Annotated in this window: 26 protein-coding genes; 9 read left to right on the plus strand and 17 right to left on the minus strand. The window is 73.0% G+C overall.

Going from position 1 to position 23,919, the window contains the following annotated elements:
- The first annotated feature begins 5 nt into the window (after nucleotides 1-5).
- Together HS045_RS10740 and HS045_RS10745 are read left to right on the plus strand one after the other, a co-directional pair.
- A complete protein-coding gene (locus HS045_RS10740) occupies nucleotides 6-587 on the plus strand; it encodes a hypothetical protein (RefSeq protein WP_196450914.1) in 582 nt (193 codons plus the stop codon).
- 56 nt (nucleotides 588-643) lie between these two features.
- Nucleotides 644-1,198, plus strand: a complete 555-nt coding sequence (locus HS045_RS10745) for a hypothetical protein (protein WP_196450915.1) — start codon at nucleotides 644-646, stop codon at nucleotides 1,196-1,198.
- Nucleotides 1,199-1,233: 35 nt separating this feature from the next.
- On the opposite strand, the gene HS045_RS10750 is transcribed toward HS045_RS10745, so the two are convergent.
- From HS045_RS10750 to HS045_RS10770, 5 genes are all read right to left on the minus strand, one after another.
- Complete coding sequence (locus HS045_RS10750; RefSeq protein WP_196450916.1) at nucleotides 1,234-2,829, minus strand: cell wall metabolism sensor histidine kinase WalK; 1,596 nt, start codon at nucleotides 2,827-2,829, stop codon at nucleotides 1,234-1,236.
- A gap of 121 nt (nucleotides 2,830-2,950) precedes the next feature.
- Nucleotides 2,951-3,661, minus strand: coding sequence for a response regulator transcription factor (locus tag HS045_RS10755; RefSeq protein WP_196450917.1), 711 nt, complete (start codon nucleotides 3,659-3,661; stop codon nucleotides 2,951-2,953).
- A gap of 254 nt (nucleotides 3,662-3,915) precedes the next feature.
- Nucleotides 3,916-4,731, minus strand: coding sequence for a hypothetical protein (locus tag HS045_RS10760; RefSeq protein WP_196450918.1), 816 nt, complete (start codon nucleotides 4,729-4,731; stop codon nucleotides 3,916-3,918).
- A complete protein-coding gene (locus HS045_RS10765) occupies nucleotides 4,728-5,663 on the minus strand; it encodes an ATP-binding cassette domain-containing protein (RefSeq protein ID WP_196450919.1) in 936 nt (311 codons plus the stop codon). Before HS045_RS10765 ends, HS045_RS10760 begins: the two co-directional genes overlap by 4 nt.
- Nucleotides 5,664-5,975: 312 nt before the next feature.
- Entirely contained in the window at nucleotides 5,976-6,623 is a 648-nt protein-coding gene (locus HS045_RS10770) for an O-methyltransferase (protein ID WP_196450920.1), read from the minus strand.
- Between the two features lie 327 nt (nucleotides 6,624-6,950).
- On the opposite strand from HS045_RS10770, the gene HS045_RS10775 reads away from it, so the two are divergent.
- Entirely contained in the window at nucleotides 6,951-7,466 is a 516-nt protein-coding gene (locus HS045_RS10775) for an isochorismatase family protein (RefSeq protein ID WP_196450921.1), read from the plus strand.
- Here HS045_RS10775 and HS045_RS10780 read toward each other — a convergent pair.
- From HS045_RS10780 to HS045_RS10790, 3 genes are all read right to left on the minus strand, one after another.
- On the minus strand, nucleotides 7,444-8,160 hold the full coding sequence (locus HS045_RS10780; protein ID WP_196450922.1) for a phosphatase PAP2 family protein: 717 nt from the start codon (nucleotides 8,158-8,160) through the stop codon (nucleotides 7,444-7,446). The genes HS045_RS10775 and HS045_RS10780 overlap by 23 nt on opposite strands.
- 48 nt (nucleotides 8,161-8,208) lie before the next feature.
- Nucleotides 8,209-8,973: a phosphatase PAP2 family protein gene (locus HS045_RS10785; protein ID WP_230883525.1), complete on the minus strand. Its 765-nt coding sequence runs from the start codon at nucleotides 8,971-8,973 to the stop codon at nucleotides 8,209-8,211.
- A 248-nt stretch (nucleotides 8,974-9,221) separates the two neighbouring features.
- Nucleotides 9,222-9,605, minus strand: a complete 384-nt coding sequence (locus tag HS045_RS10790; protein WP_196450923.1) for a hypothetical protein — start codon at nucleotides 9,603-9,605, stop codon at nucleotides 9,222-9,224.
- A gap of 271 nt (nucleotides 9,606-9,876) precedes the next feature.
- Here HS045_RS10790 and HS045_RS10795 point away from each other — a divergent pair, with 271 nt between their 5' ends.
- The 3 genes from HS045_RS10795 to HS045_RS10805 are packed head-to-tail and all read left to right on the plus strand — an operon-like array spanning nucleotide 9,877 to nucleotide 11,941.
- Entirely contained in the window at nucleotides 9,877-10,602 is a 726-nt protein-coding gene (locus HS045_RS10795; RefSeq protein WP_196450924.1) for a GAF and ANTAR domain-containing protein, read from the plus strand.
- Nucleotides 10,603-10,613: 11 nt separating this feature from the next.
- Nucleotides 10,614-11,681 carry a quinone-dependent dihydroorotate dehydrogenase gene (locus HS045_RS10800; protein ID WP_196450925.1) on the plus strand — a complete coding sequence of 356 codons (1,068 nt, stop codon included), beginning with the start codon at nucleotides 10,614-10,616 and terminating at the stop codon, nucleotides 11,679-11,681.
- Between the two features lie 56 nt (nucleotides 11,682-11,737).
- Complete coding sequence (locus HS045_RS10805; RefSeq protein WP_196450926.1) at nucleotides 11,738-11,941, plus strand: heavy-metal-associated domain-containing protein; 204 nt, start codon at nucleotides 11,738-11,740, stop codon at nucleotides 11,939-11,941.
- Nucleotides 11,942-12,066: 125 nt separating this feature from the next.
- Here the strand turns inward: HS045_RS10805 and HS045_RS10810 are convergent, their stop codons facing one another.
- The 4 genes from HS045_RS10810 to HS045_RS10825 all read right to left on the minus strand — a co-directional run bounded on the left by HS045_RS10810 (nucleotide 12,067) and on the right by HS045_RS10825 (nucleotide 16,498).
- The gene (locus HS045_RS10810) at nucleotides 12,067-13,788 is read right to left on the minus strand and encodes a beta-N-acetylhexosaminidase (protein ID WP_196450927.1); all 1,722 of its coding nucleotides are present in this window, start codon (nucleotides 13,786-13,788) and stop codon (nucleotides 12,067-12,069) included.
- A 130-nt stretch (nucleotides 13,789-13,918) separates the two neighbouring features.
- The gene (locus tag HS045_RS10815) at nucleotides 13,919-14,881 is read right to left on the minus strand and encodes an N-acetylmuramoyl-L-alanine amidase (protein WP_196450928.1); all 963 of its coding nucleotides are present in this window, start codon (nucleotides 14,879-14,881) and stop codon (nucleotides 13,919-13,921) included.
- A 90-nt stretch (nucleotides 14,882-14,971) separates the two neighbouring features.
- Nucleotides 14,972-15,232 (minus strand): hypothetical protein, encoded by a 261-nt coding sequence (locus tag HS045_RS10820; RefSeq protein ID WP_196450929.1) that lies wholly within the window; start codon nucleotides 15,230-15,232, stop codon nucleotides 14,972-14,974.
- 183 nt (nucleotides 15,233-15,415) lie between these two features.
- On the minus strand, nucleotides 15,416-16,498 hold the full coding sequence (locus HS045_RS10825) for a LacI family DNA-binding transcriptional regulator (RefSeq protein WP_196450930.1): 1,083 nt from the start codon (nucleotides 16,496-16,498) through the stop codon (nucleotides 15,416-15,418).
- 183 nt (nucleotides 16,499-16,681) lie between these two features.
- Between HS045_RS10825 and HS045_RS10830 the strand changes: the two genes are divergently transcribed.
- The gene (locus HS045_RS10830) at nucleotides 16,682-17,365 is read left to right on the plus strand and encodes a TetR/AcrR family transcriptional regulator (RefSeq protein ID WP_307827450.1); all 684 of its coding nucleotides are present in this window, start codon (nucleotides 16,682-16,684) and stop codon (nucleotides 17,363-17,365) included.
- Nucleotides 17,366-17,665: 300 nt separating this feature from the next.
- On the opposite strand, the gene bldC is transcribed toward HS045_RS10830, so the two are convergent.
- Both bldC and HS045_RS10840 read right to left on the minus strand, forming a co-directional pair.
- Nucleotides 17,666-17,869 (minus strand): developmental transcriptional regulator BldC, encoded by a 204-nt coding sequence (gene bldC / locus HS045_RS10835; RefSeq protein WP_013133571.1) that lies wholly within the window; start codon nucleotides 17,867-17,869, stop codon nucleotides 17,666-17,668.
- Nucleotides 17,870-18,189: 320 nt separating this feature from the next.
- Nucleotides 18,190-19,047 carry a hypothetical protein gene (locus tag HS045_RS10840; protein WP_196450931.1) on the minus strand — a complete coding sequence of 286 codons (858 nt, stop codon included), beginning with the start codon at nucleotides 19,045-19,047 and terminating at the stop codon, nucleotides 18,190-18,192.
- Between the two features lie 279 nt (nucleotides 19,048-19,326).
- Here HS045_RS10840 and HS045_RS10845 point away from each other — a divergent pair, with 279 nt between their 5' ends.
- Nucleotides 19,327-20,442, plus strand: a complete 1,116-nt coding sequence (locus HS045_RS10845; RefSeq protein ID WP_307827451.1) for a Glu/Leu/Phe/Val dehydrogenase dimerization domain-containing protein — start codon at nucleotides 19,327-19,329, stop codon at nucleotides 20,440-20,442.
- Nucleotides 20,443-20,590: 148 nt separating this feature from the next.
- Complete coding sequence (locus HS045_RS10850; protein WP_068902805.1) at nucleotides 20,591-20,824, plus strand: DUF3073 domain-containing protein; 234 nt, start codon at nucleotides 20,591-20,593, stop codon at nucleotides 20,822-20,824.
- Between the two features lie 332 nt (nucleotides 20,825-21,156).
- Here the strand turns inward: HS045_RS10850 and purM are convergent, their stop codons facing one another.
- Genes purM through purF form a run of 3 tightly spaced genes read right to left on the minus strand, consistent with a single transcriptional unit; the run spans nucleotide 21,157 to nucleotide 23,737 of the window.
- A complete protein-coding gene (gene purM, locus HS045_RS10855; RefSeq protein ID WP_196450932.1) occupies nucleotides 21,157-22,182 on the minus strand; it encodes a phosphoribosylformylglycinamidine cyclo-ligase in 1,026 nt (341 codons plus the stop codon).
- Nucleotides 22,179-22,304 carry a hypothetical protein gene (locus HS045_RS35375; RefSeq protein ID WP_255531713.1) on the minus strand — a complete coding sequence of 42 codons (126 nt, stop codon included), beginning with the start codon at nucleotides 22,302-22,304 and terminating at the stop codon, nucleotides 22,179-22,181. Before HS045_RS35375 ends, purM begins: the two co-directional genes overlap by 4 nt.
- Nucleotides 22,301-23,737, minus strand: coding sequence for an amidophosphoribosyltransferase (gene purF, locus HS045_RS10860; RefSeq protein ID WP_196450933.1), 1,437 nt, complete (start codon nucleotides 23,735-23,737; stop codon nucleotides 22,301-22,303). The genes HS045_RS35375 and purF overlap by 4 nt, the downstream gene beginning before the upstream one ends.
- Nucleotides 23,738-23,919 lie beyond the last annotated feature (182 nt).

Raw genomic sequence — 23,919 nt, forward strand, 5'->3', positions numbered from 1 at the left:
AGATCATGGATTCAGGCGACATATGGCAGCAATTCGGTGTTGCTACATGGCGTGGCAGGCATATGCGCCAGTTGTCGCTGGTCGCGGTCTCCGGTTTCCTGTCGCTGGTGATCCTGTCGGCGTTCCTGTGGTGGTCGGGGGCCGTCACTCCGTACATCCGCTGGAGTGTCGACGATTTCTTCCTCCATGCCCAGGTGGACGAGAACGGCGTGCTTTCGGCCGTGGTGCTCATCGAGCTGGAGAACGAAGGGCCGGCCTCCTTCACACTCACCGGCATCTCGATGGAAATTCCGGGTCTCCGGTTGCTGCCCGCCGACGAGAAGAAAGGCGAGCGTTCGGTGGTCACCGTGGAAAGCGGTGGCTACGAGACCCTGGAGAGGCGTGTCGTCATCACCGACTGCGCGGCCGTGCCACACGAGCCCCAGCCGGTCGGCTTCACCTACCGCACCTGGATCGGCTCGGGGTCGGCGGAGGTCACCTGGAACTCGTGGTGGGTGACGGGCCCCGAGGAGAGGCTCCCGATCGCCTGGCAGCGCGGCCTCGCCGTCAAGGTCTGCAGCGACGCGGTGAACCCGGACCTGTTCTGACGGCGGACCCGTCCCCGGACCCGCCGGACGACGACACACCTGGAAGGCCATGGCGCATGCGACCCGTCACGAAGATCGCCACCGGTTTCGTTCTCGCCTTCGGCGCCCTCCGTATCAACGGCTTCGACCTGCTGCTCGACCCCGTCGGGTGGGCTCTGTGCGCGTCGGGGGCGTCCGCGCTGCGGCGAACCGTCGATGACCCCTTCAGCCGGGTCGGGCTCGCCGCCGTCACCATGGTCTGGACCTCGCTGGTCATCATGGCCACGTATTTCGTGGATGAGGATCGTCCCCTGATGGATTCACCTGTCGGACACATGATGGGCGTCGCCGGCACGGTGGGCGCCCTGATCACCGTCTGGCTGGCGGCCGACGCCGTCATCAGGCGGATCCGCTTCTGCGGAGACGTCTCCAGGGCCGGCCTCCTCGACGTGTTGCGCTGGGCCGTGGCCGGCCTGGGAGCGCTCGGCGTGCCGGCCGGGTACGGCTACGCGGATCCAGGGGTCGTCCTGCCCATCGTCTGGTTCGCGGCCCTCGTGGCCCTGATCGTCGTGCTCTACCGCGCGGCCCGCCTGCCGTGCCTTTCTGAGGAGTGGGAACCCGCGGCGGTTTAGGCACGCGTCATCCCCGCCCGTCGCGGGCCGCCGGGTCAGCCGCCCGGCGGCGGTCCCGCTGGTCCCGGGTCCGCGACGGGGAGGACCACCCGGAAGGCGGCGCCCCGGCCGGGGGCCGTACGGAGCTCCACCCGGCCGCCGTGGGCGGTGACGACGGAGCGGGCGATGGACAGGCCCAGGCCCGTTCCACCGCCCGTGGCGCGGCTGCGCGAGGCGTCCGCGCGGTAGAAGCGGTCGAACACGCGGGCCGCCTGCTCGGCGGTCATTCCGGGGCCGGTGTCCTCGATGACGAGCACGGCCTCGTCCCCGGCCGTGCCGACGCCGATCCGCACCGGGGTGCCCGGCGGGGTGTGGGCGACCGCGTTGCCGACGAGGTTGCTCGTCACCTGCCGGAGCCGAGCCTCGTCGCCGTGGACCGGGGCCGCCGACGGAGGACCTCCGTCCGGGCCGGTCAGCGTGACCCGGCGGGCGGGGTCCAGGGCGTGCAGGTCGTGGCGGGCGTCGGCGGCGAGTGTGCGCAGGTCCATGGGTGCGAGATTCATCGGCAGGACGCTCTCGCCCTCGTCCAGCCGGGCCAGCAGGAGCAGGTCCTCGATCAGCCGGGCCAGGCGGGACGCCTCGCTCTCGATCCGGCTCATCGCCCGGTCGGTGTCGGGCAGGCCGCCCATCCGGTGCAGCTCGGAGAAGCCCTTGATGCCGAAGAGCGGTGTGCGCAGTTCATGGCTGGCGTCCGCGACGAAGCGCCGCATCCGGGCCTCCGACGCCTCCCTCTCGGCGAAGGCCGTCTCGAGCTGGCCGAGCATGCCGTTGAGCGCGGCCGACAGGCGGCCCACCTCGGTGCCCGGCGGGGCCGTGCCGGGCACCCGCCGGGACAGGTCGCCTCCGGCGATGGCCGCCGCGGTCTCCTCGATCTCGCGCAGCGGCCGCAGTCCCTTGCCCACGGCGAACCAGCCGGCACCGGTCAGCAGAGCCAGCAGCACGACCGCGGTGACCAGGCAGACCAGAGCGAGGCGGGTGATCGTGGACCGCACGCCGTTCAACGGCGCGGCCACGACGACGGCACCGTTCTCCGCAGAGGCCGGCCGTTCCGAGGCCGGCCGTCCCGGGGACGGGTGCGGTCCGGTCCGCGGCACCACGATCACCCGCCAGTTCGCGGTGCCCGTCCACCCGGGAGCGTCGAAGGGTCGTCCGGAGAGCCGGGCGACGGCTCCGGCGTCGAGCGTAGGCAGCCGAGGAGTATCGCCCGAGCCCCGGGCCGACAGGTTCCCCCGGTCCAGGACGGTCCCGTCCGGGGCGAGGTGGGCGACGTGCACCTGGTCGATCAGACCCATGCCGGGAAGCGCCGGCAGGACTCCGTCGCCCTCGTCGGCCGGGGACCGTCCGAGGAGGGCGGCGGGGAGACGCGCCAGCAGCGTCGCGAGCGGTCTCAGCTGCTCGTCCACGCGGTCGACCAGGTGGGCGCGGAGGGTGGCGATCGCGACCGTGCCGCTGACCAGCAGACCCACCGCCAGCAGAGCCGAGGCGATCAGCAGGAGGCGCCCGCGGAGTGAGAGGCCCCCGGACCGCCGTCCGGCCCGGGATCCCGCCGGTGCGCCCGTTCGGATCCTGCCCGCGTCGGCCGATGCGCTCATGTCGATCCCGTCCCGTCGAGGTCCGCGTCCGTCCCGTCGAGGTCCGCGTCCGTGCCGTTCCCGTCCGCGCCGTGCCGTTCCCGTCCGCGCCCGCGCCAGGGTCCGGCTCCGGGGACGGCGCTCACGTCCTGGGCCTGCGCAGGACGTATCCGACACCGTGCACGGTGTGGATGAGCTTGGGGTCGGTGGTGTCGGCCTTGCGCCGCACGTAGCTCACGTAGGTGTCGACGATGCTGGAGTCGCCCGCGAAGTCGTACTGCCAGACGTGCTCCAGGATCTGGGCCTTGGAGACCACCCTCCCCGTGTTCAGGATCAGATAGTGCAGCAGCCGGAACTCCGTGGGCGAGAGCCGTACCGGGCGGCCGGCCTTGAGGACCTGGTGGCCGTCGGGGTCGACCTCCAGGTCACCCGCGCGCAGCGTCCGGTCGTCGGGCGCGGGCCCGGTGCGGCGGAGCACGGCCTGGATCCGGGCGAGCAGCTCCTCCAGGTCGAACGGCTTCGTCACGTAGTCGTCGCCGCCCAGCCGGAGCCCGTTGACCTTGTCCGCCGCGGCGTCGCGGGCGGTGAGGAACAGCACGGGGATCCGGCCCGGGCGACCGGCGCCCAGCGGCCGGGGGAGCTCCCGGAGGCGGCGGACGACCTCGAAGCCGTCCATGTCCGGCAGCATCACGTCCAGCAGCACCAGGTCGGGAGGTTCGTGCCGGGCGGCGTCCAGCGCCTCGGATCCGGTGGCGGCGGAGCCGACCGTGTATCCGGCGAAGCGCAGGGTGGCCGAGAGCAGCTCCCGCACCACGGGCTCGTCGTCGACCACCAGCAACCGGTTCCCGTCCATCGGTCTCCCTCCAACGCCGGTGTTCTCTTCCGGAGGCGTTCCGCCCGGGGCGGGTGTGCCGCCTCCGAGGATAGGGAGCGGCGCGGTTCGCGGGACCCGGCATGGGCTCCGTACGGCGCCTTCCCGGTGCGGGCTCCGGGCTCCGGTACGGGCGTTCCTCCCGGTGCGGGCTCCGAACCGGCAGGGGCGCCTTCCCGGTGCGGGCGCCCCTCCCCACGCGCGCCTCCGGAGCCCGGCGGGACCCGGTGCGGGCGTCAGACGTCCCGTGCGCGGAAGAGGGCCGACGCGGCCAGCAGCAGGGCGAGCACGGTCGCGGCGAGTACGGCGAACCCGGCCCGGGGCGGGAGTCCGTCGGCGTTCAGTCCGGCCCAGAAGAGCTGGGCGCCCGCGGAGGTCGGCCAGTACGTCAGGACCGCCCGGGCCAGCCATTCGGGGAACAGGGAGGCCATCGCGGGCAGGATCAGCAGGAACGTGCCGAGGGTGACCGCTCCCGCCGTCCTGCGGAGCAGGAACCCCATGGCGACGCCGTACAGGCCGATCAGGGTGATGTACAGCCCGGCGCCGGCGATCGCGCCCGGCACGCCCGGATCCGTCAGGGCGAGGCCGGGGGCGCCCTGGGCGGTGAGCGTCGCCTGGCTGGTCAGGAAGGACGCGAGCGCGAGCAACGGCCCGCAGGGCAGCATGAGCAGGGCGACGAGGGCCGCCTTGCCCGCCAGGAGGCGCCCCCGCCGGGGCACGGCGGTCACGCTGGTCCGCATCGTCCCCGAGGCGTACTCGGAGGTGACGGTGAGCGCCCCCGCGGCGCTGACGAGCAGCTGCGCGAGCATGAGGGCGCGGAACGCGGTCTGGCGGGGGTCGAAGGAGGCCTGCTCCCCGGGCGGGGCGCCCAGGTACTCCCTGCCGTTCGCGGTGCCGAACAGCAGGCCGTAGCAGACGACGACCACGAAGGCGCCGGCCAGCGTGCCCACGGTGGCGCGGACGGTGCGGAACTTGGTCCACTCCGAGCGCAGGACGGCGGCGGGACCCGGCGTCGTCCCCGGGCGCGGGGCGACGGGACGGAGGGCCGTCATCGCTCCCCCTCCGGGCCGGACTCCGCGCCGCCGAACTCCACGCTGTCGCGGGTGAGCTCCATGTACGCCTCCTCCAGGGAGGTCCGGTGCGGCGTCAGCTCGTGCAGCACCACCCCGTGCGCCATCGCGACCTTCCCGATCACCGCGCTCTCCATCCCCGTCACCACCAGGGCGTCCGGCGCCTGTGCGACGCCGGGCCGTACGGTCCCGCCGGCGTCGCGCAGCCGGTGGGCGAGCTCCTCTGCGTCCGGGGTGCGCACCAGGACGGTCTCCCGCGAGTTCGCGCGGATGAACGCGTCGAGCCCGGCGTCGGCGAGCAGCCGACCCCGGCCGATGACGACCAGGTGGTCGGCGGTCAGCGCCGTCTCGCTCATCAGGTGGCTGGAGACCAGCACCGTCCGGCCCTCCGCGGCGAGGTCGCGCATGAGGGTGCGGATCCACACGACGCCCTCCGGGTCGAGCCCGTTGACCGGCTCGTCGAACACCAGCACGGCCGGGTCCCCGAGCAGGGCCGCGGCGATGCCGAGTCGCTGGCTCATGCCCAGGGACAGGTCGCCCGCCCGCCGGCCGGCGACCCGGGAGAGGCCGACGGCGCCGAGCACCTCGTCGACCCGGCTCCGCGCGATGCCGCTGCTCTGCGCCAGGGACAGCAGATGGGCGCGCACGCTCCGGTTCGGGTGCGCGGCGCGGGCGTCCAGCAGCGCGCCGACCTCGCGCATCGGGAAGGGGAGGTCGGCGTACCGGCGTCCGCGGATCGTGGCCGTGCCGCTCGTCGGCGCGTCCAGGCCCAGGATCATCCGCATCGTGGTGGTCTTGCCCGCGCCGTTCGGGCCGAGGAAACCGGTGACCGCACCCGGTCTGACGTCGAAGCTCAGGTCGCTCACCGCCGTGGTCCGGCCGTGGCGTTTGGTCAATCGCCGTAACTCGATCATGTGACCGATCCTGGGCCGGGCGGCTGGACGGCCCGTGAGAGGTTCTGTGAGCTCTCTGTGAGGTCCCCGGTTCGGACCGGGCGCCGCGGCGGTGCACGGGCCGGACGGCAGGCCCGGCCGTGCCGATCTCACAGGAGATTCACGCCGGACGGCGGCATTCCGGCAGGCGGAGCGCCCCCGCTCCGGGCCGACGGGGTCAGCGCTCTGCGGTCCGGGCCGACGGGGTCAGCGCTCTGCGGTCCGGGCCGACGGGGTCAGCGCTCTGCGGTCCGGGCCGACGGGGTCAGCGCTCTGCGGTCCGGGCCGACGGGGTCAGCGCTTGCGGGCGAGGGTGACGCCGTCGCGCACGGGCAGCATCACCGAGTCGACGCGGCCGTCCGCGACGACGGTCGCGTTCATCCGGCGCATGGCCGCGTCGCCCTCGTCCTGGCAGCCCGGGTCGAGCACGCGGCCCGCCCGCAGCACGTTGTCCAGGACGATCAGCCCGCCCGGCCGGAGCCGGGGGACCAGCTCCTCGTAGTAGAGCGGGTAGCCGGTCTTGTCGGCGTCGACGAACGCGAAGTCGAGGTGCGGCTCGGCGGGCAGCGCGCGGAGCGTCTCCAGTGCGGGGGCGATCCGCAGGTCGATCCGGTCGGCGACGCCGGCCCGCTTCCAGTAGCGCCGGGCGATCGACGTCCACTCCTCGCTGACGTCGCACGCCAGCAGGCGGCCGCCCTCGGACAGCCCCCGGGCGATGCAGATCGACGAGTAGCCGGTGAACACCCCCACCTCGACGGCGTGCCGTGCGCCGGTGAGCCGGACGAGCATGGTGAGCAGTTCGCCCTCGTCATGGGAGATCTGCATGCCCGCGGAGCGGGGGAACGCCTCCCGGGTCTCGGCGGCCAGCTCGCGCAGCAGGTCGTCGGCGGGGGTGCAGTGGGAGAGCAGGTAGTCGCTCACCCCGGGGTCGATGATGTCCATGCGCTGTCCGCTCCTCCGTGTCGTCCGCCGGGCGGGGACTCCTCCGTGTCGTCCGCCGGGCGGGGACGCGGTCCGGTCGGTGGTGTCCGCCCAGACGATGATCGCCGGTCGGGTGGGTACCGGCAAGCGGTTTCCCTCACCGGCGTGTTAAGCGGATCAAGCGGCTCCCCTCACCGGTGCGCGGCGTCCCGGAAGCACTCCGCGAGCCGGTGCGCCCCCGCCTCGATCCGCCCCGGCGGGATCGCCCCGCACCCGATGACGAGTCCCGTCGCGTACGGAGCGGCCGAAACGCTTCCCCGGATCGGTGTTTCGAACTAGAGTTCACATGTGAGACAAGTCCTTCTCGTGTTCGACGCCCGGCGCAGCCCGCTCCGGACGCCCGCGCCGGGGGCCGGAGCGGCGCCCGATGAGCGGTCGGCCGCGGACACGATCGCCGTGCTGCTGGAACGTGCCCGTGCCGCCGGGGCCCCCGTTGTCTTCGTCCGCGGTGACGGCTCCGCGGGTGATCCCGGCCGTTCCGGGACGCCCGGTGGGGAGCCGGTCCACGAGGCGCTGCCCGGGGAGCACGTGATCGACGGGCACGCGCCGGACGCGTTCGACGGGACCGACCTGGCCTGGGTGCTCCCGCCGGTGGCCTCGGTCGTGGTGGCCGGGATGCGGAGCGAGCGGTCCGTCCGGGAGACCTCCCTGGCGGCGCTGGCGCGCGGGCACGCCGTCACGCTCGTCCGGGGGGTCCGCGCCGCCTGCGACGGCGACGAGCCCGCCGCGGTCGTCTCCCGGAGGGTGGAGGAGGAGCTGACCGCGGCGGGAGCCATGGTGGCTACGCCGTACGAGCTGTTCTGAGTCCTCCGGATCCCGCCGCGTTCCGCTCCCGGCGCCGCGGGCGCAGGAGCAGCGCGTTGGCGGCCACCGCGACGCAGACCAGGCCGAGCAGGAAGCCCCAGCTCACGTCGCTCAGGTGGTGCATGCCGCGGTACATCCGCGAGTAGGCGATCCCGAGCGGGACGCCCAGGCCGACCAGCCACCACAGCACACTCAGGATCCTGTGGCGGTGGGTGTGCAGGGTGAGCACCAGCGCGACGCCGCAGTAGAAGGCGACCGCCGCACTGGTGTGCCCGGAGGGGAAGCTGGAGGTGGGCGGCGCGGGGTCCAGATGCTGGACCGCGGGCCGCTTGCGCTCCGCCAGGACGGTGGAGAGCAGGAAGATCAGCGACTGCGACCAGACGGCCGTCACCAGGAAGAGCGACTCGTTCCAGCGCTTGAAGGCCAGCCGGAACACGATCACGAGCACGGCGGTGGCGCCGACGATCACCGGGGTGTCCGACAGGTCGGAGACCACGTCGGTGACGTCGCTCCAGAAGGTCGTGCGCTCCCGGGCCATCTCCTCGTTGACCCCGCGGTCGTTCGCGCCGATGGTCGTCGGCTCCAGCACCTTGGTGATCAGCAGCCCGACGCCGACCGTCAGGGCGGCCATGAGGGAGAGCGGGAGCAGGATGAGCCGTACGGCGCCCCGGACATCGATCGGCAATTTCGACATGGGGCGCGGACTACCCCGAAAACGACCGCGGGAACGTCCGCGAGGCGTTCACTCCGCGCGGCCGGGACTCTCCCGGCCGTCCTCCTCCATCTCCGGCTCCACGCCCTCCTCGTACGGCACGGCGGGCCTGCGGCCCTCGTCGCGTCGCCAGGTCTCGTACCCCGCGGCCGTCGCCGCCACGGTCGCCAGCCCCAGGGTGACGCCCGCCACCACGTCGCTCACCCAGTGCACGCCGAGCGCCACCCGGCTGTAGGCCACGAACGCGGTGACGGCCGCGGCGCAGCCCCAGGCGGCCAGATGGGCGGCCCGGCTCCGCAGGAAGGGGAGCAGGAGGAGTACGGCCATGCTCGCCCCCGTCGCCGCGGCCATCGCGTGTCCGGAGGGGAAGGACGCGCCCGGCGCCCAGGAGATCGGGTCGGGCAGCGCCGGCCGGGCCCGGTCCACGAGCTCCTTGACCGCGAGGTTCAGCAGGCCGCTGACGGTGATCGTGACGATGGTCCAGACGGCCAGGCGCCGCCGCCCCCGGCGCCAGAGCCAGATCGCGGCCAGCACCATCAGGACGCGCCATGTCGTCGGGCCGAACACCTCCGTCGCCACGTTGAGGAAGTCCCCGTAGCCGGGTTGGGAGAGCGTGTGCGCGTGCGCCCGCTCGGCGATCCGCTGATCGAAGTCGTTGAGCGGGGAGAAGGACGAGACCACCAGTGCCAGCAGCAGGACGAACGGTGCCGAGAACAGCGCCACGGCCACCACCGCGACGGTGAGCCGCATGCCCAGACGGCGATCCGAGTCCTGGTGTTCGAGGAAAGCGACCATCGTCAATGGCTACCCGCTGAGACGCGTCCATGCGCGGAAACGGGGACGCGATCGGGACCCGGGCGGCGTGCCGGACCTGCCGGCGGACGGCTCCGAGCTGCCGGGTCTTCCCCGCGGGCGGCCGGATCGGCGCACCGGGCCCTCGGTGACTGCCGGGCGCGTCGTATCCCGTGGCGGGCGGCTCAGGCGGCGCGTCGTATCCCGTGGCGGGCGGCTCAGGCGGCGCGTCGTATCCCGTGGCGGGCGGCTCAGGCGGCGTGCCGTGCCTCCCGGCGGGCGGTCCAGCGCAGCACGTCGCAGTGGCGGCGCTCGGCCTCGGCGAGGGCGGGTTCACCGGCATAGGCGTCGAGCACGAGCCGCAGGTACGGCAGCTGCTCCGTCACGTCGGCCCACGCCTGCCCGGGATCCCCCGCGCCGAGTTCGATCAGCGCGTCCAGGTGCACGGCGTAGGCCGTCCACCACTGGCGGCTCAGCTCCGCCAGGAACCCGTCCAGCCCGCCGAACTCGCGTGCGATCTCGTCCTCCCACCATGGCGGGACGGTGGTGTGCCCGGTCTCCGCCAGGTCGCGCAGCACGACGTGGGCCAGGGTGCGGCGGCGGCGGACGGCGGTGGAACGTGAAGGAATGTTCATGCGAACAGCGTGCCGATCTTCACTTGCCGAATTCTTAACGCCGCATTGACGCCGGTTGCCGGATCCTCCGGCCGCTCCGAACCGGTCCCGAGCCGCTCCCCGAACCGGGCCCCGGGCCGGTCCCGAACCGGGCCTCGGGCCGGTCCCGAGCCGCCGTCCGCGGGACCGGCGGTCACGGTCCGGTGAATTCCCGCCCATGAATCCTCCGTTTCTGGGCAGCCGGGGATCCCGAGTCAGGTGGTGGGACGTCACGGCGAAAGGCGTAGCGCACATGTCGTATCTCGATCCGGAAGCATTGGTCGCGGGTCTGCGGCGGGCCCGTGCGGAGGCCCCCGAGACGGGGATCGTCCAGCAGCTCGAACGGGCCGTCGGGGTCGTGGACACGTTGCTGGGCTATTCGGGCGCGGGTCTGATGTTCGCCGAGGAGGGCAAGGAACTGCGCTACCTGGTCGCCACCGACGACCCCGGGCGCAGCCTGGAGGGAGCCCAGCTCCACCTCGGCCAGGGCCCGTGCGTGTCCGCCTACGAGCAGGACACGGCGATCACCTGCGCCGACGTGCGCACGGATCCGCGCTGGCCGGAGCTGGCCGTACGGCTCCACCCCGGGGTGCGGGCGGTCGCCGGGGTGCCCGTACGGCTCGGCGGCCGACCGGTGGGCACGCTGAACGTCTACCAGTCCACCCCCTACGCGTGGACCGGGGCCGACGTCCAGACCCTGCACGCCTACGCCGATGTGATCGAGCAGCTGCTCACCGCCGCGACGGCGGCCGAGGAGAAGAGCGTCCTGGCCGGTCAGCTCCAGCACGCCCTCGACTACCGGGTCCTCATCGAGCGCGCCATCGGCTACCTGATGGGCAAGCACGACCTCACCGCCGCCCAGGCGTTCACCGGGCTGCGCAAGCGGGCCAGGGACAGCCGCCGCAAGGTCGCCGACCTGGCGGCCGAGGTGCTCGGCGAGGGGCCGGTCGGCGCGGGCGGCGCCCGGCCGGGGGACTAACCTGGCCGGTGATGTATCGATTCCTTTTCACCCAGCTGCTCAGCCGTCTCGACCCGGAGGATGCGCACCATCTGACGGTCGGCGCGCTCCGTCTCCTCTCCGCGGCGCCGGTGGTCAAGAAGGCGGTCCACCGCCGCCTCGCCCCGCGCGACCCGGCGCTCCGCGTGCAGGCGTTCGGCGTGCACTTCCCGGGCCCCTTCGGGCTGGCGGCCGGCTTCGACAAGGACGCCGGGTGCGTGGAGGCCATGTCGGCGCTCGGCTTCGGCCACGTCGAGGTGGGCACGATCACCGCGCACGCCCAGCCGGGCAACGCCAGGCCCCGGCTCTTCCGGCTGATCCGGGAGCGGGCGATCATCAACCGGATGGGCTTCAACAACGCGGGTGCGGCCGCCGCGGCCCGGGCGCTGGGCAGGACCCGCGGCGTCCCGGCGGTCGTCGGGGTCAACATCGGCAAGACCAAGGTCGTCCCCGAGGCGGAGGCCGCGGCCGACTACGTGGCGAGTGCGAGGGAACTGGCCCCGCTCGCCGACTACCTGGTCGTCAACGTCAGCTCGCCCAACACCCCCGGCCTGCGGAACCTCCAGGCCGTCGAGCTGCTGCGCCCGCTGCTGGCGGTGGTCAAGGAGGTCGCGGACGGCACCCCGAAGCGCACCCCGCTGCTCGTCAAGATCGCCCCCGACCTGGCCGACGAGGACGTGGACGCGGTCGCCGACCTGGCCCTGGAGCTGGGGCTCGACGGCATCATCGCGACCAACACCACGATCGGGCGCGAGGGCGTCTCCAGCACCGAGACCGGCGGCCTGTCCGGGCGTCCGCTGAAGGCCCGGTCGCTGGCGGTGCTGCGCCGGCTCCGGGCGCGGGTCGGCGACCGGCTCACGCTCGTCTCCGTCGGCGGCGTCGAGGACGTCGACGACGTCTGGGAGCGCCTGCTCGCCGGGGCGACCCTGGTCCAGGGCTACACCGGCCTGATCTACCACGGGCCGCTGTGGGCGTACCGCGTCCACCGGGGGCTCGCCCGCCGCATGCGCCGGCACGGCGTCTCCGATCTGCGCGAGATCGTCGGTCGCACCGCGGGCTGATTGATACCCTGGGGGGGTAGTATCGGGCCGTTGAGATCATCGAGATCGGAGCCATCATGAGCGTCGCCACCTACACCGTCACCGGCATGACCTGCGGCCACTGCGTGAGCTCGGTCAAGGAAGAGGTCGGCGAGGTCCCCGGCGTCACCGCGGTCGAGGTCGACCTGGAGTCCGGCCGGGTGGACGTCACCGCCGACCCCCTCGACGACGCGGCCGTCCGCGCCGCGATCAAGGAGGCCGGCTACGAGGTGGCCGGCTGACGTCCGTACATCCCGCGCCCCGGCCCGGCGGCGTCCGTGCCGCCGGGGCCGGGAGTGTCACCGGGCCGGGAGCGTCACCGGCCTTCCCCGCCCGTCACGGGCGGCGCCCCTGAGGGAGAAGGCGGTCAGAGGCTCGTGCTGGGGCGGGTGGAGTCGGCGCTGCGGGTCAGCTCCTCCACGTGCTTCACGGCGTCCTCGACCCTGACGACGCCCGGCCGGTGGCGGCGCCACCCGGTCCCGCCCCGCTGCCAGGGGCGTGGGCCGGAGAGCGGCCGGTACTCCACGCCCAGCGCGTCCAGCCGTCCGAGGTGCCGCTCCAGCCGGGCGCCGAACGAGGCGTCGGCGGAGCCCGACCAGGCGACCTCCGCCAGCGCGCACCCCCGGGGCCACGCCCGGTAGTCGACGGCCCGCCCGTCGGGAAGCCGTTCGCTCCACAGCTGGAACTGCGCGCCCAGCACCCGCCCGGCCTCCTCGGGCCCCCACGCCCCCGGAACCGGGGCGAACCCCGCCACGTCCGCCACCGTGATCGCCTCCCCGATGGCGACGGGCTCGTCCTCCGACGCCGCCTCCGCATAGTCGAAGTAGAGCGGGAAGATCGGCGTCTGCACCACGTCGTGCCCGGCCGCGGCGGCCCGGCGGGCCACCTCGGGACCGCGCCAGGGCATCACGACCGTGTCCGGCCGGAGCGCGCCGCTGACGAACGCCTCGTCCCAGACGACCGCCCGGCCGCCCCGCTCCGCCAGCGCGTCCGCGAGCCGCCGCAGGAACCACGCGTGCAGCTCGCCCGGGCCGGACAGGCCCAGCTCCGCCTGGAAGGCGGTGATCCGCGCGGACGCCGCCCAGTCGTCGAGCACGCACTCGTCCCCGCCGATGTGCACGTACGGCGTCTCGCCCAGCGCGCCGAGCAGTTCGTCGAGGACGGTGGTCAGGAAGTCGATCGTCGGGGGGAGCGGGGAGAGGATCGCGGGGGAGATGCCCCAGCGGTCCAGCACCCCGAACGGTTCCGGCACCCGCCCGTCCGCGGCCCGCGCGCCGAGCTCCGGATGGGCGGCGAGGATCGCCGAGGCGTGCCCCGGCACGTCGATCTCCGGGACGACCGTCACGGCCCGGTCCCGCGCGTAGGCGGCGATCTCGGCCAGGTCCGCCAGCGTGTAGTACCCGCCGTGGGGGACGCCGTCGAAGGTCTCCTCCTCGTGGTAGTGGCTGGTGACCGTCCGCGGCCGGTGCGAGGCCACCTCGTGCAGCCGGGGGTACGCCCGGCTCTCGATCCGCCACCCCTGGTCGTCCACCAGGTGCAGGTGGAGCCGGTTCAGCTTGTGCGCGGCCATGAGGTCGATCATCCGCAACACCTCCCGCTTCGGCAGGAAGTGCCGGGCCACGTCCAGGTGCGCGCCGCGCCAGGAGAACCGCGGCGCGTCCTCGATCCGCACCGCCGGGACGCTCCCGCCGGCCGGGACGGCGCGGAAGGCCGTGTCGGGCAGGAGCTGGCGCAGGGTCTGCGCGGCGTAGAACGCCCCCGCCTGTCCGGCCACCGCGATCCGCACGCCCCGGTCCGACACCTCCAGACGGTAGGCCTCGGGGCCCAGCGCCGCGTCCCGCTCGGTCACGACCGCCGCCGTGCCCGCCGCATCGACGGCCGTTCCCGCCGCCGTGCCGCCCGCCTCCGGAGGGACTCCCCGCCCCGCCGGGCCCGTGCCGTCCCCGGCGGGGCGCAGGTCCAGGGTCGGAAGCGCCCGCCGTACGGCGGCCACCAGGTCGGCGGGCCCGCAGATCGGGTCGCCGGGGGACAGGTCGAAGGAGCCGGGGCCGTACTCGGCGGACACGGGACGGGGAAGCAGGTCGGTCATGGCCCCGATCATGCCGAACCCGCACGGAAATAGGAAGGAAACCTTCCGGATATGCCGCAGGGCGGACCGCGCCCGGGAGCGGCGCCGGTACGGGCCGGAGCCCGGCCGCGGGGCGCTCCGCGACCGGAGCCTATGTGAGGTAGTCCTGCACCCCGTTGGCGAGGGAGAGCGCGATCCTCTTCCGGAACTCCGCGTTCCGGAACTTCCGCGCCTCGGCGGCGTTGCGCATGTTCCCGCACTCGATGAAGACCTTCGGGACCGTGGAGAGGTTCAACCCGCCGAGGTCGTTGCGGAAGCTCATCGCGTTGCGTCCGATGTAGGTGGAGTACGGCAGGCCGGTGCCGCTCCTGAAGGCCTTCCGCACGGCGCGGCCGAGCCTCTCGGAGTCGTCCACGACCGGGTCCACCGGACCGTTGATCTTCTTCGGCATGATCACGTGGAAGCCGTGGTCGGCGGCGCCCGCCCCGTCGGCGTGCACCGAGATGGCCGCGTCCGCCCGCGCCCGGTTGCCGATGGCCGCCCGTTCGGTGATGCACGGGCCGACGCCCGTGTTGCTTGTGCGGGTCAGCTTCACCGTGGCGCCCCTGGACTCCAGGATCGCCTTCAGCTGCCGGGACACGTCCCAGGTGAAGGCCGCCTCGGCATAGCCGTCGTTGGTGGCGGTCCCGGTGGTGTCGCACGCCTTCTTGTGGGTCAGGACGTCGACCTGCCGGTTGATCGCCGAGGGGTTGCGGTAGTTGTGTCCGTTGTGGCCGGGGTCGATGACCACGATCTTGCCGCTCAGCGGCTTGACCGCGGAGCTCCCGGCCGGCGCGGGGACCGTCGAGTCGGAGGTCGCGGTGGTCTCGTCGGCGGGGGAACCGGTGTCCTCCTCGGCGGGAGGGGCCGACGACTCGGCGCCGGGGTCCGGGGAACCGGAGTCAGAGCCGGAGGAGTCCGGTGAACCGGCAGGTGAGGAGGGGCCGGGGTCCGCCGGGCCCGTGGCGGGTCCGGAGGCCGCCGGGCCCGCCGTCCCGTCGTCCGGGGCGCCGCCGCAGGCGGCGACGCCCAGGCAGCACAGGACGAGGGCCGTCGCGAGTGCTCTGCTGGTCACGTTCTTCCCTTCGCGCGGAACCGTCGGCACCCCAACCTACGCGGCCGGGTGCCGTGATCGGCGCCGTCTCCGGTCCTGGACGCGCTCAGGTCACCAGGCGCGCTCGCCCGTCTCCTGCCGCTGCAGGAGCGCGGCGAGCTCCTGAGCCTCCTCGGCGTCCACGCCCAGCACCACGCGCGGGCGTCCCCAGGGATGGTCGATCGAATGGGCGACGTAGCTGGCCACGGAACCCGCCGTGGCGTCGGCTCCGGCCTCCGCGCCGCGGCCCCGGGCGCTCCGCCACAGCGTCCACGCCCGCTCCAGGTCGGAGGCGGCGCGCTGGGCGCATGACACCAGTTCTGGATCACGCATGATTACCCCCTTGTCACGCCAGAGTCAACACCAGGGACGCGAGGCGGCTTCGGAGGTTTGCCCAGCCTTGGTGCCCGCCTGGGAACGGGGTGACCCTCCCGGCGGGTCTTCTCGGCGGGTCTTCCCGGCGGGGATGTTTCGCGGCGGGGATGTTTCGCGGCGGGACCCCTCCCGGCGGGCGCCCTACGCCTCCGCGGGTCCCGTGCTGCGCCGTACCACCAGTGCGGGGGTGACCTGCCGCAGGCGGGACGCCTTGCGGGGGTCGCCGATCCGGTCGCTGAGCAGTGCCGCGGCGGAGCGGCCCATGGCCCGCCGGGGCTGGCCGACGGTGGTGAGGGAGATCGCGGGCACGCCCGCCAGGTGGGTGTCGTCGTATCCGACGACGGACAGGTCCTCGGGGACCCGCAGGCCGAGCTCGGCCGCGGCGGCCAGCACGCCCATGGCCACCATGTCGTCGGCGGCGAAGATCGCGGTGGGCCGGGGGTCGCGGGTCAGCAGGCTCCGCGCGGCCCGGGCGCCGCCCTCCTCGGTGGGGTCGCTCTGCTCGACCATGATGTACGGCGCCAGCGCGTGCCGGCGCATCGCCACCAGATAGCCCTCGCACCGGAACCGGCCGGAGGAGGACCGGGTGCCCTCGATGTGGGCGATCCGGCGATGGCCCAGCTCCACGAGGTGGTCGACGGCCAGGCGCGCGCCCAGCCGGTCGTCGTCCACCACGGCGTCCACGCCGTCGAGATCGATGTCGCGCTCGCCCACCACGACCATGGGCGTGTATCCGGTGGCCTCGATGAGCGTCTCGCTGGTCGGCGGGATGCCGAGCAGGACGAGCCCGTCCACCCGCAGTTCCAGGAAGGCCTCGACGGCCTCGTCCTCGAAGGCCGGGTCCCACTGGCTGTTGCCGATGAGCAGCCGCAGCCCGTCGCCGTGCAGGCTCTCCTGCAGGCCCTCCAGGAACTCGGCGTAGAAGGGGTTGTGCAGGTCGGCGACGAGCGCCCCGACCAGGTGGGTGCGGCCCTCGACCAGGCTCCGCGCGACCGCGTTGGGCCGGTAGCCGAGGTCTCGGGCGGCCTGCAGCACGGCCTGCCTGCGGTGCTCGCTGACGTGCGGAGAGCCGCGGAGCACGAGCGAGACCAGCGATTTGGAGACACCGGCTCGTTCGGCGACGTTGCGGATGGTCGGGCGCGGGCGCGGCCCGCCGTCCGGCGGGACGGCGGCGGCGAACGCCCGGGCTCGGGTGACGGTGGTGTCGACCGGCGGTCCTGACATGGCTCTCCCCCGGAATGGTGGGTGGGCACCTGCGGAGGGTGTCCTGACGCCCTCTCACTCCAAACGATCGAGTTCCGGATGGGGTACGGCTTCCGCGGAACGGAACCGGATCCGACCTCCGCGGGGCGGAACCCGGATCCCGACGGGGCCGCCGCCGGTTCCCACTCCGATAGTGTGCGCACTGTGGGTTCGAGATCCGGGGCCGCGAGGCAGGAGAAGTCCGGCGACGCGCGACCGGCGCGGCGCAGGCTCAGCGTGGACCGGCGCCGCGAGGAGCTCATGGCCGCGGCGCTGGAGCTGTTCAGCAGGCACGACGCCGAGGACGTCTCCATCGACGACGTCGCCGCGGCGGCGGGGGCGTCACGAGCCCTGGTCTACCACTACTTCGGCGGCAAGCAGGAGCTGTACGTCGCCGCGCTGAAGAGCGCCGCCGCGCAGTTGGAGGCGCGGCTGCGCCCCCAGGGGAACGGCCGCCCGATGGATGAGCTGGCCCTGGGACTGGAGCGCTACTTCGACTTCGTCGAGGAGCACGCGGCGGGCTTCGCCGCCCTCCTCAAGGGCGGCCCGGCCGACCGCAGCGGCGAGATCGGCGAGATCGTCGACAGCGTCCGGCACCGTCTGCTCCGCCTCATCATGCGGCAGATGCGGGTCGAGGAGCCCGGCCCGGCCCTGCGCATCACGCTGCGCTCGTGGATCGCCTCGGTCGAGACGGCCGGCCTCGACTGGCTGGAGCACCGGGACATCGAGCGGCCCACACTGGAACGCATGCTGGTCGACCACATGGTGGCGCTGCTCGGGGTCGCCGCCAACCACGACCCGCAGGTCGAGGGGCTGCTTGAGGAACTGGCCCGGGACCAGCTGTTCTGACGGGACCGGTTGTTCCACCGGGACCGGTTGTCCCGTCGGGACCCGGAGGGGAGCCTCACCGACCGACGAGTGGGGCCGGCCGATCGGACGGCATTCGGCGGAGCGAGCCGCCCCTTGACGGAGCGTGATCGATCGCTCCACGTCACCGGTGACGGAGCGTCACGACCGACGGAGCGTCACCGGCCGGTGGGGCGGCGCCGGGCGGGCGGCGCCGCTCTCCACAGAGCCTGTGCGGTCCACGCGCCCACACTCCCGGTGAGCGCGCGATGTGATCCCCCGGATCCGAGTACGGCCCCCGCCCTACTCGGAGCGCTGCTGCGGAATCCCCGCGAGCAGCGCGCGAACCTCGGTCTCCCTGTAGCGGCGGTGCCCACCCAGCGTGCGGATGGACGTCAACTTGCCCGCCTTCGCCCACCGTGTGACGGTCTTGGGGTCGACGCGGAACATGGTTGCGACCTCCGCCGGGGTGAGCAGCGGCTCGGCCTCAGGTGTACGAGCTGACATTTGTGCGGCCTCTCCTCCGTGTGGACCGACGACAGCGATCCTGCGACTTGACGCTTGTCACGGATGTCCCCCTATGGTCCTTTGCGTGCGGCAGTTCGGACCATATGCGGCATCACCCGATGTGACCATACAGCCACACAGAGCGATTGGCGAGTCTTTGGGGCGACTCATCTCTCTTGTGTATGCGGCGTTGTCACGCTCGGTGATTCTAGCGACACGTTTCGTGGTATCGCAGTGAAAACGGCAAATTACTCAGTTCGCAGATGCGTCCCCGGACGTTGACAGCCTCACTTATGCAGGTCAGAGGGGTGATATGCGACTCAGTTTGCTGATTCGAGAAGTTGTATTGACCGCCAGCGGGTGATCACCCTCTGATACATGGCGAAGGCCAGCTCTTCCTGGCCGGTGTCCAGACCCGTCAGCGCGGCGGCGAGCTCGGCCACGGACTGGTCGGCCCGGAGCCTCTCGTCGTCCATCAGGTGGACGATGCCGCCGTAGTCCAGCTCCACCAGCGAGTGCGGGTGGAACTCCTCCAGCCAGCGGGCCACATCCTCCACCTCCTCGGTGATGCCGACGTCGCCGACCTGGCGGCGGAGGATCTGCAGTGCGCGGGCCACGCGGCGGCGGGCGTGCGCCATGGAGGTGACGTAGATCAGGTTTCGGGTGGTGGTCGTGCCCCCGGCCGCCGCCTCGCCGTCGAGGGCCAGCCAGCGCTCGCCCCCGTCGAAGGGCAGGAACCAGGACGTCGGGATGTGCCAGGTCGAGGTGCGGATGTGGGTGCGCAGCGCGGACGCCCCGCCGCGCCGCTTGAACCGGTCGAAGTCGTCGGCGGTCTGCTCGGCGATCGACAGCGGCACGAACCGCTCCGCCACCGTGGTCGGAGTCGTCCCGCGGAAGCGCGAGAAGGCCAGCCACGAGCGCAGCCTGCTCTGCCAGGGGCAGACGTACAGCACGTCGTCCACGCGCCTCAGGTAGGCGTTGGAGCTCTCGTGGACCGGGGCCGGGACGGGCGGGACGCCGATGAGGCGCGCGACCGCCTCGCCGTGTTCGGTGTGGAGCGCGCTCGCCCGCCGGGGCCGGTCGGACGTCTCGGCGTAGGCCTGCCAGGAGACGCGCTCGGTGGGGCTGAACGCGGTCAGAGGTTCATAGACGCGGAGGTACGCGGCATAGGGCAGCACGCTCGCATCGTGCCATGAAGAGGCGGTCCTTGTCCGGTACCGGCCCGTGCCGGGCTCCCACCTCCCGGCGCGGCCTGATGCGGCGTGACCCGCCGCGGCGTGACCCGCCGCGGTGCGGCCCGCCGCGGTGCGGCCCGCCGCGGTGCGGTCGCGGTGCGGCGCGCCGTTCCCGGCCAGTGAAGGGGCGCTCACCGGTCGTCACACTCGGGGGGTTGTGGTTACCCTGAGGCTGATCTCCGCCGCGACGGAGCGGCGGACCGGACGACGGGAGTCACCACCGTGACGGACGTCTTCGGGCTCTCCCACAAGGACAGCAGCCCGGTGAGCACCCCGATGAGCGGCCAGGCCGGACACGAGCAGGTCGTCTTCTGCTCCGACGAGCGCAGCGGCCTCCGCGCGATCATCGCGATCCACAACACCGCCCTGGGCCCGGCCCTCGGGGGGACCCGGTTCTACCCCTACGAGAGCGAGCAGGCCGCGCTGGCGGACGTGCTCAACCTCTCGCGGGCGATGGCCTACAAGAACGCCCTGGCGGGTCTCGACCTCGGCGGGGGCAAGGCCGTCATCATCGGCGATCCGGAGACGGACAAGAACGAGGCGATGCTCCGGGCCTACGGCCGGTTCGTCCAGTCCCTGGGCGGGCGCTACCTCACCGCGTGCGACGTCGGCACCTACAGCGAGGACATGGACCTCATCGCGCGCGAGACCCCCTACGTCACCGGTCGCACCCTGGCCCAGGGCGGCGCCGGCGACTCGTCCATCCTGACCGCCTTCGGCGTCTTCCAGGGCATGCGGGCCGCCTGCGAGCACGTCTTCGGCGCCTCGCCGCTGCGCGGCAGGCGGGTCGGGGTCGAGGGCGTCGGCAAGGTGGGCCACCGGCTGGTCGACCACCTCGTCGAGGACGGCGCGGAGGTGGTGGTCTGCGACGTGAACGAGCGGGCGGTCGAACTCGTCCGGCGCAGGCACCCCGGGGTGGAGGTCGTGGCCGATCGGTCCGCCCTGACCTCGGCCGACATCGACGTCTACGCGCCGTGCGCCCTCGGCGGGGCACTGGACGACGGGACGGTCGCCCGGCTGCGGGCCTCGATCGTCTGCGGCGGGGCGAACAACCAGCTCGCCCACCCCGGGGTGGAGAAGCAGCTCGCCGACCGCGGCATCCTGTACGCGCCCGACTACGTCGTCAACTCCGGCGGAGTCATCCAGGTCGCCGACGAGATCCAGGGGTTCGACATGGACCGGGCGAGGGCAAAGGCCGAGAAGATCTACGCTACGACTCTCAAGATTTTCACCACGGCGACGGAGGACGGCGTCCCACCGGCCGTCGCAGCAGATAGGCTGGCCGAGCGCAGAATGTCGGAAGTCGGGCGGATTAGGGGCATTTGGCTAGGTCGCTAGCCCTCATGCCCCCGCGGCGTACCGAGGCGGGCGCAAAACAGGTACGGTTGTAGTCGAACGAGAACTGACGCCTCAGTCAGGTGGCGTCAGTGCGTGGTGCGTTAGCGACGAGGGGTCGGGCACGACCCCACACGAGGGGGTCGAGCCAATGGGGCGCGGCCGAGCAAAGGCCAAGCAGGTCAAGGTTGCTCGCCAGCTGAAGTACAACAGCGGTGGCACTGATCTTGAGCGTCTTCGCAACGAGCTCGGAGTCAGAGACGACTCCGTCCACAAGGACGACGCTGACGACTCCTACGATGATCTCGCGGATCGGTATGCCGATTACGCCGATGACTTCGACCCCGGAGACGACCGGGACAACGGGACGTCCGGCCGCCGTTAGGCGGTCCGCACACTGAGCGGGTGGGAACGCCCGGCGGCCGACCGCCGGGCGTTCTTTCCGCGTCCGCCCCTGTCCGCCGGCTCGCCGGGCGTTCCAGGATCCGTCCGGAGCGCCTCCCGGTCCGCCCGCGGACGTCCGCCATCCCCAGGGACGGTCTCCCTCGGCGGAAAGACGGCTTCACGACGGAAAGACGGCTTCACGAAAGACGGCTTCACGGCGGGGGCCGACCCGGGGAACGCGTCGCTTCGGCGGCCCGGGAGCAGCTTCCGGCGCCGCGACCGGCCCGGGCGCGCGGGGCCCGCCGGAGCGGGGACGGCACGCCCGGGGAGCGGCTAGCGGTACCGGGCGCGGCCGGCGCCGGGGACGATCTCACCCAGGACCCACGCGGGAAGGCCCCGCTCCTTCAGCAGCGCCAGGGCCGGGTCGACCGCGTCGGCGGGGACGATCGCCGCCATGCCCACACCCAGGTTGAAGGTGCGGTCCATGTCGGCCTGCGCGACCTTGCCGTGCCCGGCGAGCACGCCGAAGACCGCGGGCGGGGTCCATGACGACCGGTCCAGCAGGGCGTCCAGCTCCGGGGGGAGCGACCGCGACAGGTTGCCCTCCAGCCCGCCGCCGGTGATGTGGGCGTAGGCGTGCACCTCGACCGAGCGGGCGAGCGCCAGGCAGTCGAGGGCGTAGATCCGGGTCGGCTCCAGCAGTTCCTCGCCGAGCGTCCGGCCGAACTCCGGGACCTGGCGCTCCAGCGAGAGCCCGGCGAGCCTGATGATGTGCCGGACCAGCGAGTAGCCGTTGGAGTGCACACCGGAGGAGGCCAGCGCCAGCACCACGTCGCCCGCGCGGACCCGGTCGCGGCCCAGCATGGCGTCGGCCTCCACCACACCGGTGGCCGCGCCCGCCAGGTCGTACTCGTCGGCGCCCATGGCCCCCGGGTGCTCGGCCGTCTCGCCGCCGATGAGCGCGGTGCCCGCCAGGCGGCAGCCCTCGGCGACCCCGCCCACGATCTCGGCGATCCGCTCCGGGACGACCTTGCCGCAGGCGATGTAGTCGGTCATGAACAGCGGCTCGGCGCCGCAGACCACCAGGTCGTCGACGACCATGCCGACCAGGTCGATGCCGATCGTGTCGTGCCTGCCCAGCTGCTGGGCCAGCATGACCTTGGTCCCGACCCCGTCGGTCGAGGTCGTCAGCAGCGGGCGGCGGTAGCCCAGCAGGGCCGAGGCGTCGAAGAGGCCGGCGAACCCGCTGGCGTCGTCGACGACCTCGGGCCGGCGCGACCGCGCGACCTTCGCCTTCATCAGCTCGACGGCGCGCTCGCCCGCGTCGATGTCCACCCCGGCCGCGGCGTAGCTCGTCACGCGTCCTCCTCCGTCGGTCGTACGGCCTCGGCGCCGCAGGTGATGGCCCGGACGCGCACGCCGCCGACGGGCCGCGTGTCCGGCGCGGCGGTGTCCCCGATGTCCCCGGCGCGGATGCTCACGCCTTGGCCTCCAGGACGTACTTGCCCACGCTGTCGCGGTCGACGGCGATGGGGTACTCCCCGGTGAAGCAGGCCCGGCAGAGCCGCTCGGAGGGGATCGTGGTGGCCTCGGTCAGGCCCTCCAGCGAGATGTACCCCAGGGAGTCGGCGCCGAGGGAGTCGCGGATCTCCTCCACGCTGAGCGAACCGGCGATCAGCTCGGCCCTCGTGGCGAAGTCGATGCCGTAGAAGCACGGCCAGGCGACCGGGGGCGAGGAGATCCGGACGTGGACCTCGCGCGCACCCGCCTCGCGCAGCATCTTGACGATCGCCCGCTGGGTGTTGCCCCGCACGATCGAGTCGTCCACGACGACCAGGCGCTTGCCGGCGACGACCTCCTTCAGCGGGTTCAGCTTGAGCCGGATGCCCAGCTGGCGGATCGTCTGGGACGGCTGGATGAAGGTCCGGCCGACGTAGGAGTTCTTCACCAGGCCCTGGCCGTACGGGATCCCGCTCTCCTCGGCGTAGCCGACGGCGGCCGGGGTGCCGGACTCGGGCGTGGGGATGACCAGGTCGGCCTCGACGGGGTGCTCGCGGGCGAGCACCCGGCCGACCTCGACCCGGGTGGTCTGCACGCCGCGCCCGGCGATGGTGGTGTCGGGGCGGGCCAGGTAGACGTACTCGAACAGGCAGCCCTTGGGCTCGGCCAGCGCGAACCTGCGGGACCGCACGCCGCGCTCGTCGATGGTCAGCAGCTCGCCCGGCTCGATCTCCCGGACGAAGGTGGCGCCCACGATGTCCAGGGCGGCCGTCTCGGAGGCGACCGCCCAGCCGCGCTCCAGCCTGCCGAGGACCAGCGGGCGGATGCCCTGCGGGTCGCGGGCGGCGTAGAGCGTCTTCTCGTCCATGAAGACGAGCGAGTAGGCGCCCTTCACCTGGGGGAGCAGCTCGGCCGCCGCGTCCTCGACCGGCTGGGTGCGGTCCTGGGCCAGCAGCGCGGCCAGCACCTCGGTGTCGGTGGTCGCCCTGGTGGTGCCCGGCGCCAGCCGCTCGGCCAGCTCCCGGGTGTTGATCAGGTTGCCGTTGTGCGCGAGCGCGAGCCCGCCGCCGTCGGTGGAGCTCAGCGTCGGCTGGGCGTTCTCCCAGACGCTCGACCCGGTGGTCGAGTAGCGGCAGTGGCCGACGGCCAGGTGGCCGCGGAGGGTGCCCAGCACCGACTCGTCGAAGACCTGGGCCACCAGGCCCATGTCCTTGTAGACGAGGATGCGGCTGCCTTCGCTGACCGCGATGCCGGCGGATTCCTGTCCGCGGTGTTGCAACGCGTACAGCCCGTAGTAGGTGAGTTTGGAGACTTCCTCCCCGGGGGCCCATACGCCGAAGACACCGCACGCGTCTTTCGGGGGTCGGTCATGGGGGTCAAGGTCATGGCTCAGATGGCCGTCGCCCTTCAGCACGTGCCTCAGTCTAGGTCGGCCTCCCGGCTGCTCGTACCCCGGGGCCGCCCATCCGGCTTGCCACACCCTGACCGAACGATCGTCCGGGGTTTGCCGGGCCGGTCCGCACCGTTGGCGGAGGCCGGGAGAAAGTGGGGTCTCCGGCATCTCTACGCGTCGGGAGAGCGGACGTGACGACACCT

Source organism: Planomonospora sp. ID82291 (assembly GCF_015711645.1).
Lineage (GTDB): Bacteria > Actinomycetota > Actinomycetes > Streptosporangiales > Streptosporangiaceae > Planomonospora.

What these genes read in the sequence shown, in the direction of transcription:
- HS045_RS10740 (WP_196450914.1), top strand. Translation starts at nt 6, where the DNA reads ATGGATTCAGGCGACATATGGCAGCAATTCGGTGTTGCTACATGGCGT.
- HS045_RS10745 (WP_196450915.1), top strand. Translation starts at nt 644, where the DNA reads ATGCGACCCGTCACGAAGATCGCCACCGGTTTCGTTCTCGCCTTCGGC.
- HS045_RS10750 (WP_196450916.1), bottom strand. Translation starts at nt 2,829, where the DNA reads ATGAGCGCATCGGCCGACGCGGGCAGGATCCGAACGGGCGCACCGGCG.
- HS045_RS10755 (WP_196450917.1), bottom strand. Translation starts at nt 3,661, where the DNA reads ATGGACGGGAACCGGTTGCTGGTGGTCGACGACGAGCCCGTGGTGCGG.
- HS045_RS10760 (WP_196450918.1), bottom strand. Translation starts at nt 4,731, where the DNA reads ATGACGGCCCTCCGTCCCGTCGCCCCGCGCCCGGGGACGACGCCGGGT.
- HS045_RS10765 (WP_196450919.1), bottom strand. Translation starts at nt 5,663, where the DNA reads ATGATCGAGTTACGGCGATTGACCAAACGCCACGGCCGGACCACGGCG.
- HS045_RS10770 (WP_196450920.1), bottom strand. Translation starts at nt 6,623, where the DNA reads ATGGACATCATCGACCCCGGGGTGAGCGACTACCTGCTCTCCCACTGC.
- HS045_RS10780 (WP_196450922.1), bottom strand. Translation starts at nt 8,160, where the DNA reads ATGTCGAAATTGCCGATCGATGTCCGGGGCGCCGTACGGCTCATCCTG.
- HS045_RS10785 (WP_230883525.1), bottom strand. Translation starts at nt 8,973, where the DNA reads ATGGTCGCTTTCCTCGAACACCAGGACTCGGATCGCCGTCTGGGCATG.
- HS045_RS10790 (WP_196450923.1), bottom strand. Translation starts at nt 9,605, where the DNA reads ATGAACATTCCTTCACGTTCCACCGCCGTCCGCCGCCGCCGCACCCTG.
- HS045_RS10795 (WP_196450924.1), top strand. Translation starts at nt 9,877, where the DNA reads ATGTCGTATCTCGATCCGGAAGCATTGGTCGCGGGTCTGCGGCGGGCC.
- HS045_RS10800 (WP_196450925.1), top strand. Translation starts at nt 10,614, where the DNA reads ATGTATCGATTCCTTTTCACCCAGCTGCTCAGCCGTCTCGACCCGGAG.
- HS045_RS10805 (WP_196450926.1), top strand. Translation starts at nt 11,738, where the DNA reads ATGAGCGTCGCCACCTACACCGTCACCGGCATGACCTGCGGCCACTGC.
- HS045_RS10810 (WP_196450927.1), bottom strand. Translation starts at nt 13,788, where the DNA reads ATGACCGACCTGCTTCCCCGTCCCGTGTCCGCCGAGTACGGCCCCGGC.
- HS045_RS10820 (WP_196450929.1), bottom strand. Translation starts at nt 15,232, where the DNA reads ATGCGTGATCCAGAACTGGTGTCATGCGCCCAGCGCGCCGCCTCCGAC.
- HS045_RS10825 (WP_196450930.1), bottom strand. Translation starts at nt 16,498, where the DNA reads ATGTCAGGACCGCCGGTCGACACCACCGTCACCCGAGCCCGGGCGTTC.
- bldC (WP_013133571.1), bottom strand. Translation starts at nt 17,869, where the DNA reads ATGTCAGCTCGTACACCTGAGGCCGAGCCGCTGCTCACCCCGGCGGAG.
- HS045_RS10850 (WP_068902805.1), top strand. Translation starts at nt 20,591, where the DNA reads ATGGGGCGCGGCCGAGCAAAGGCCAAGCAGGTCAAGGTTGCTCGCCAG.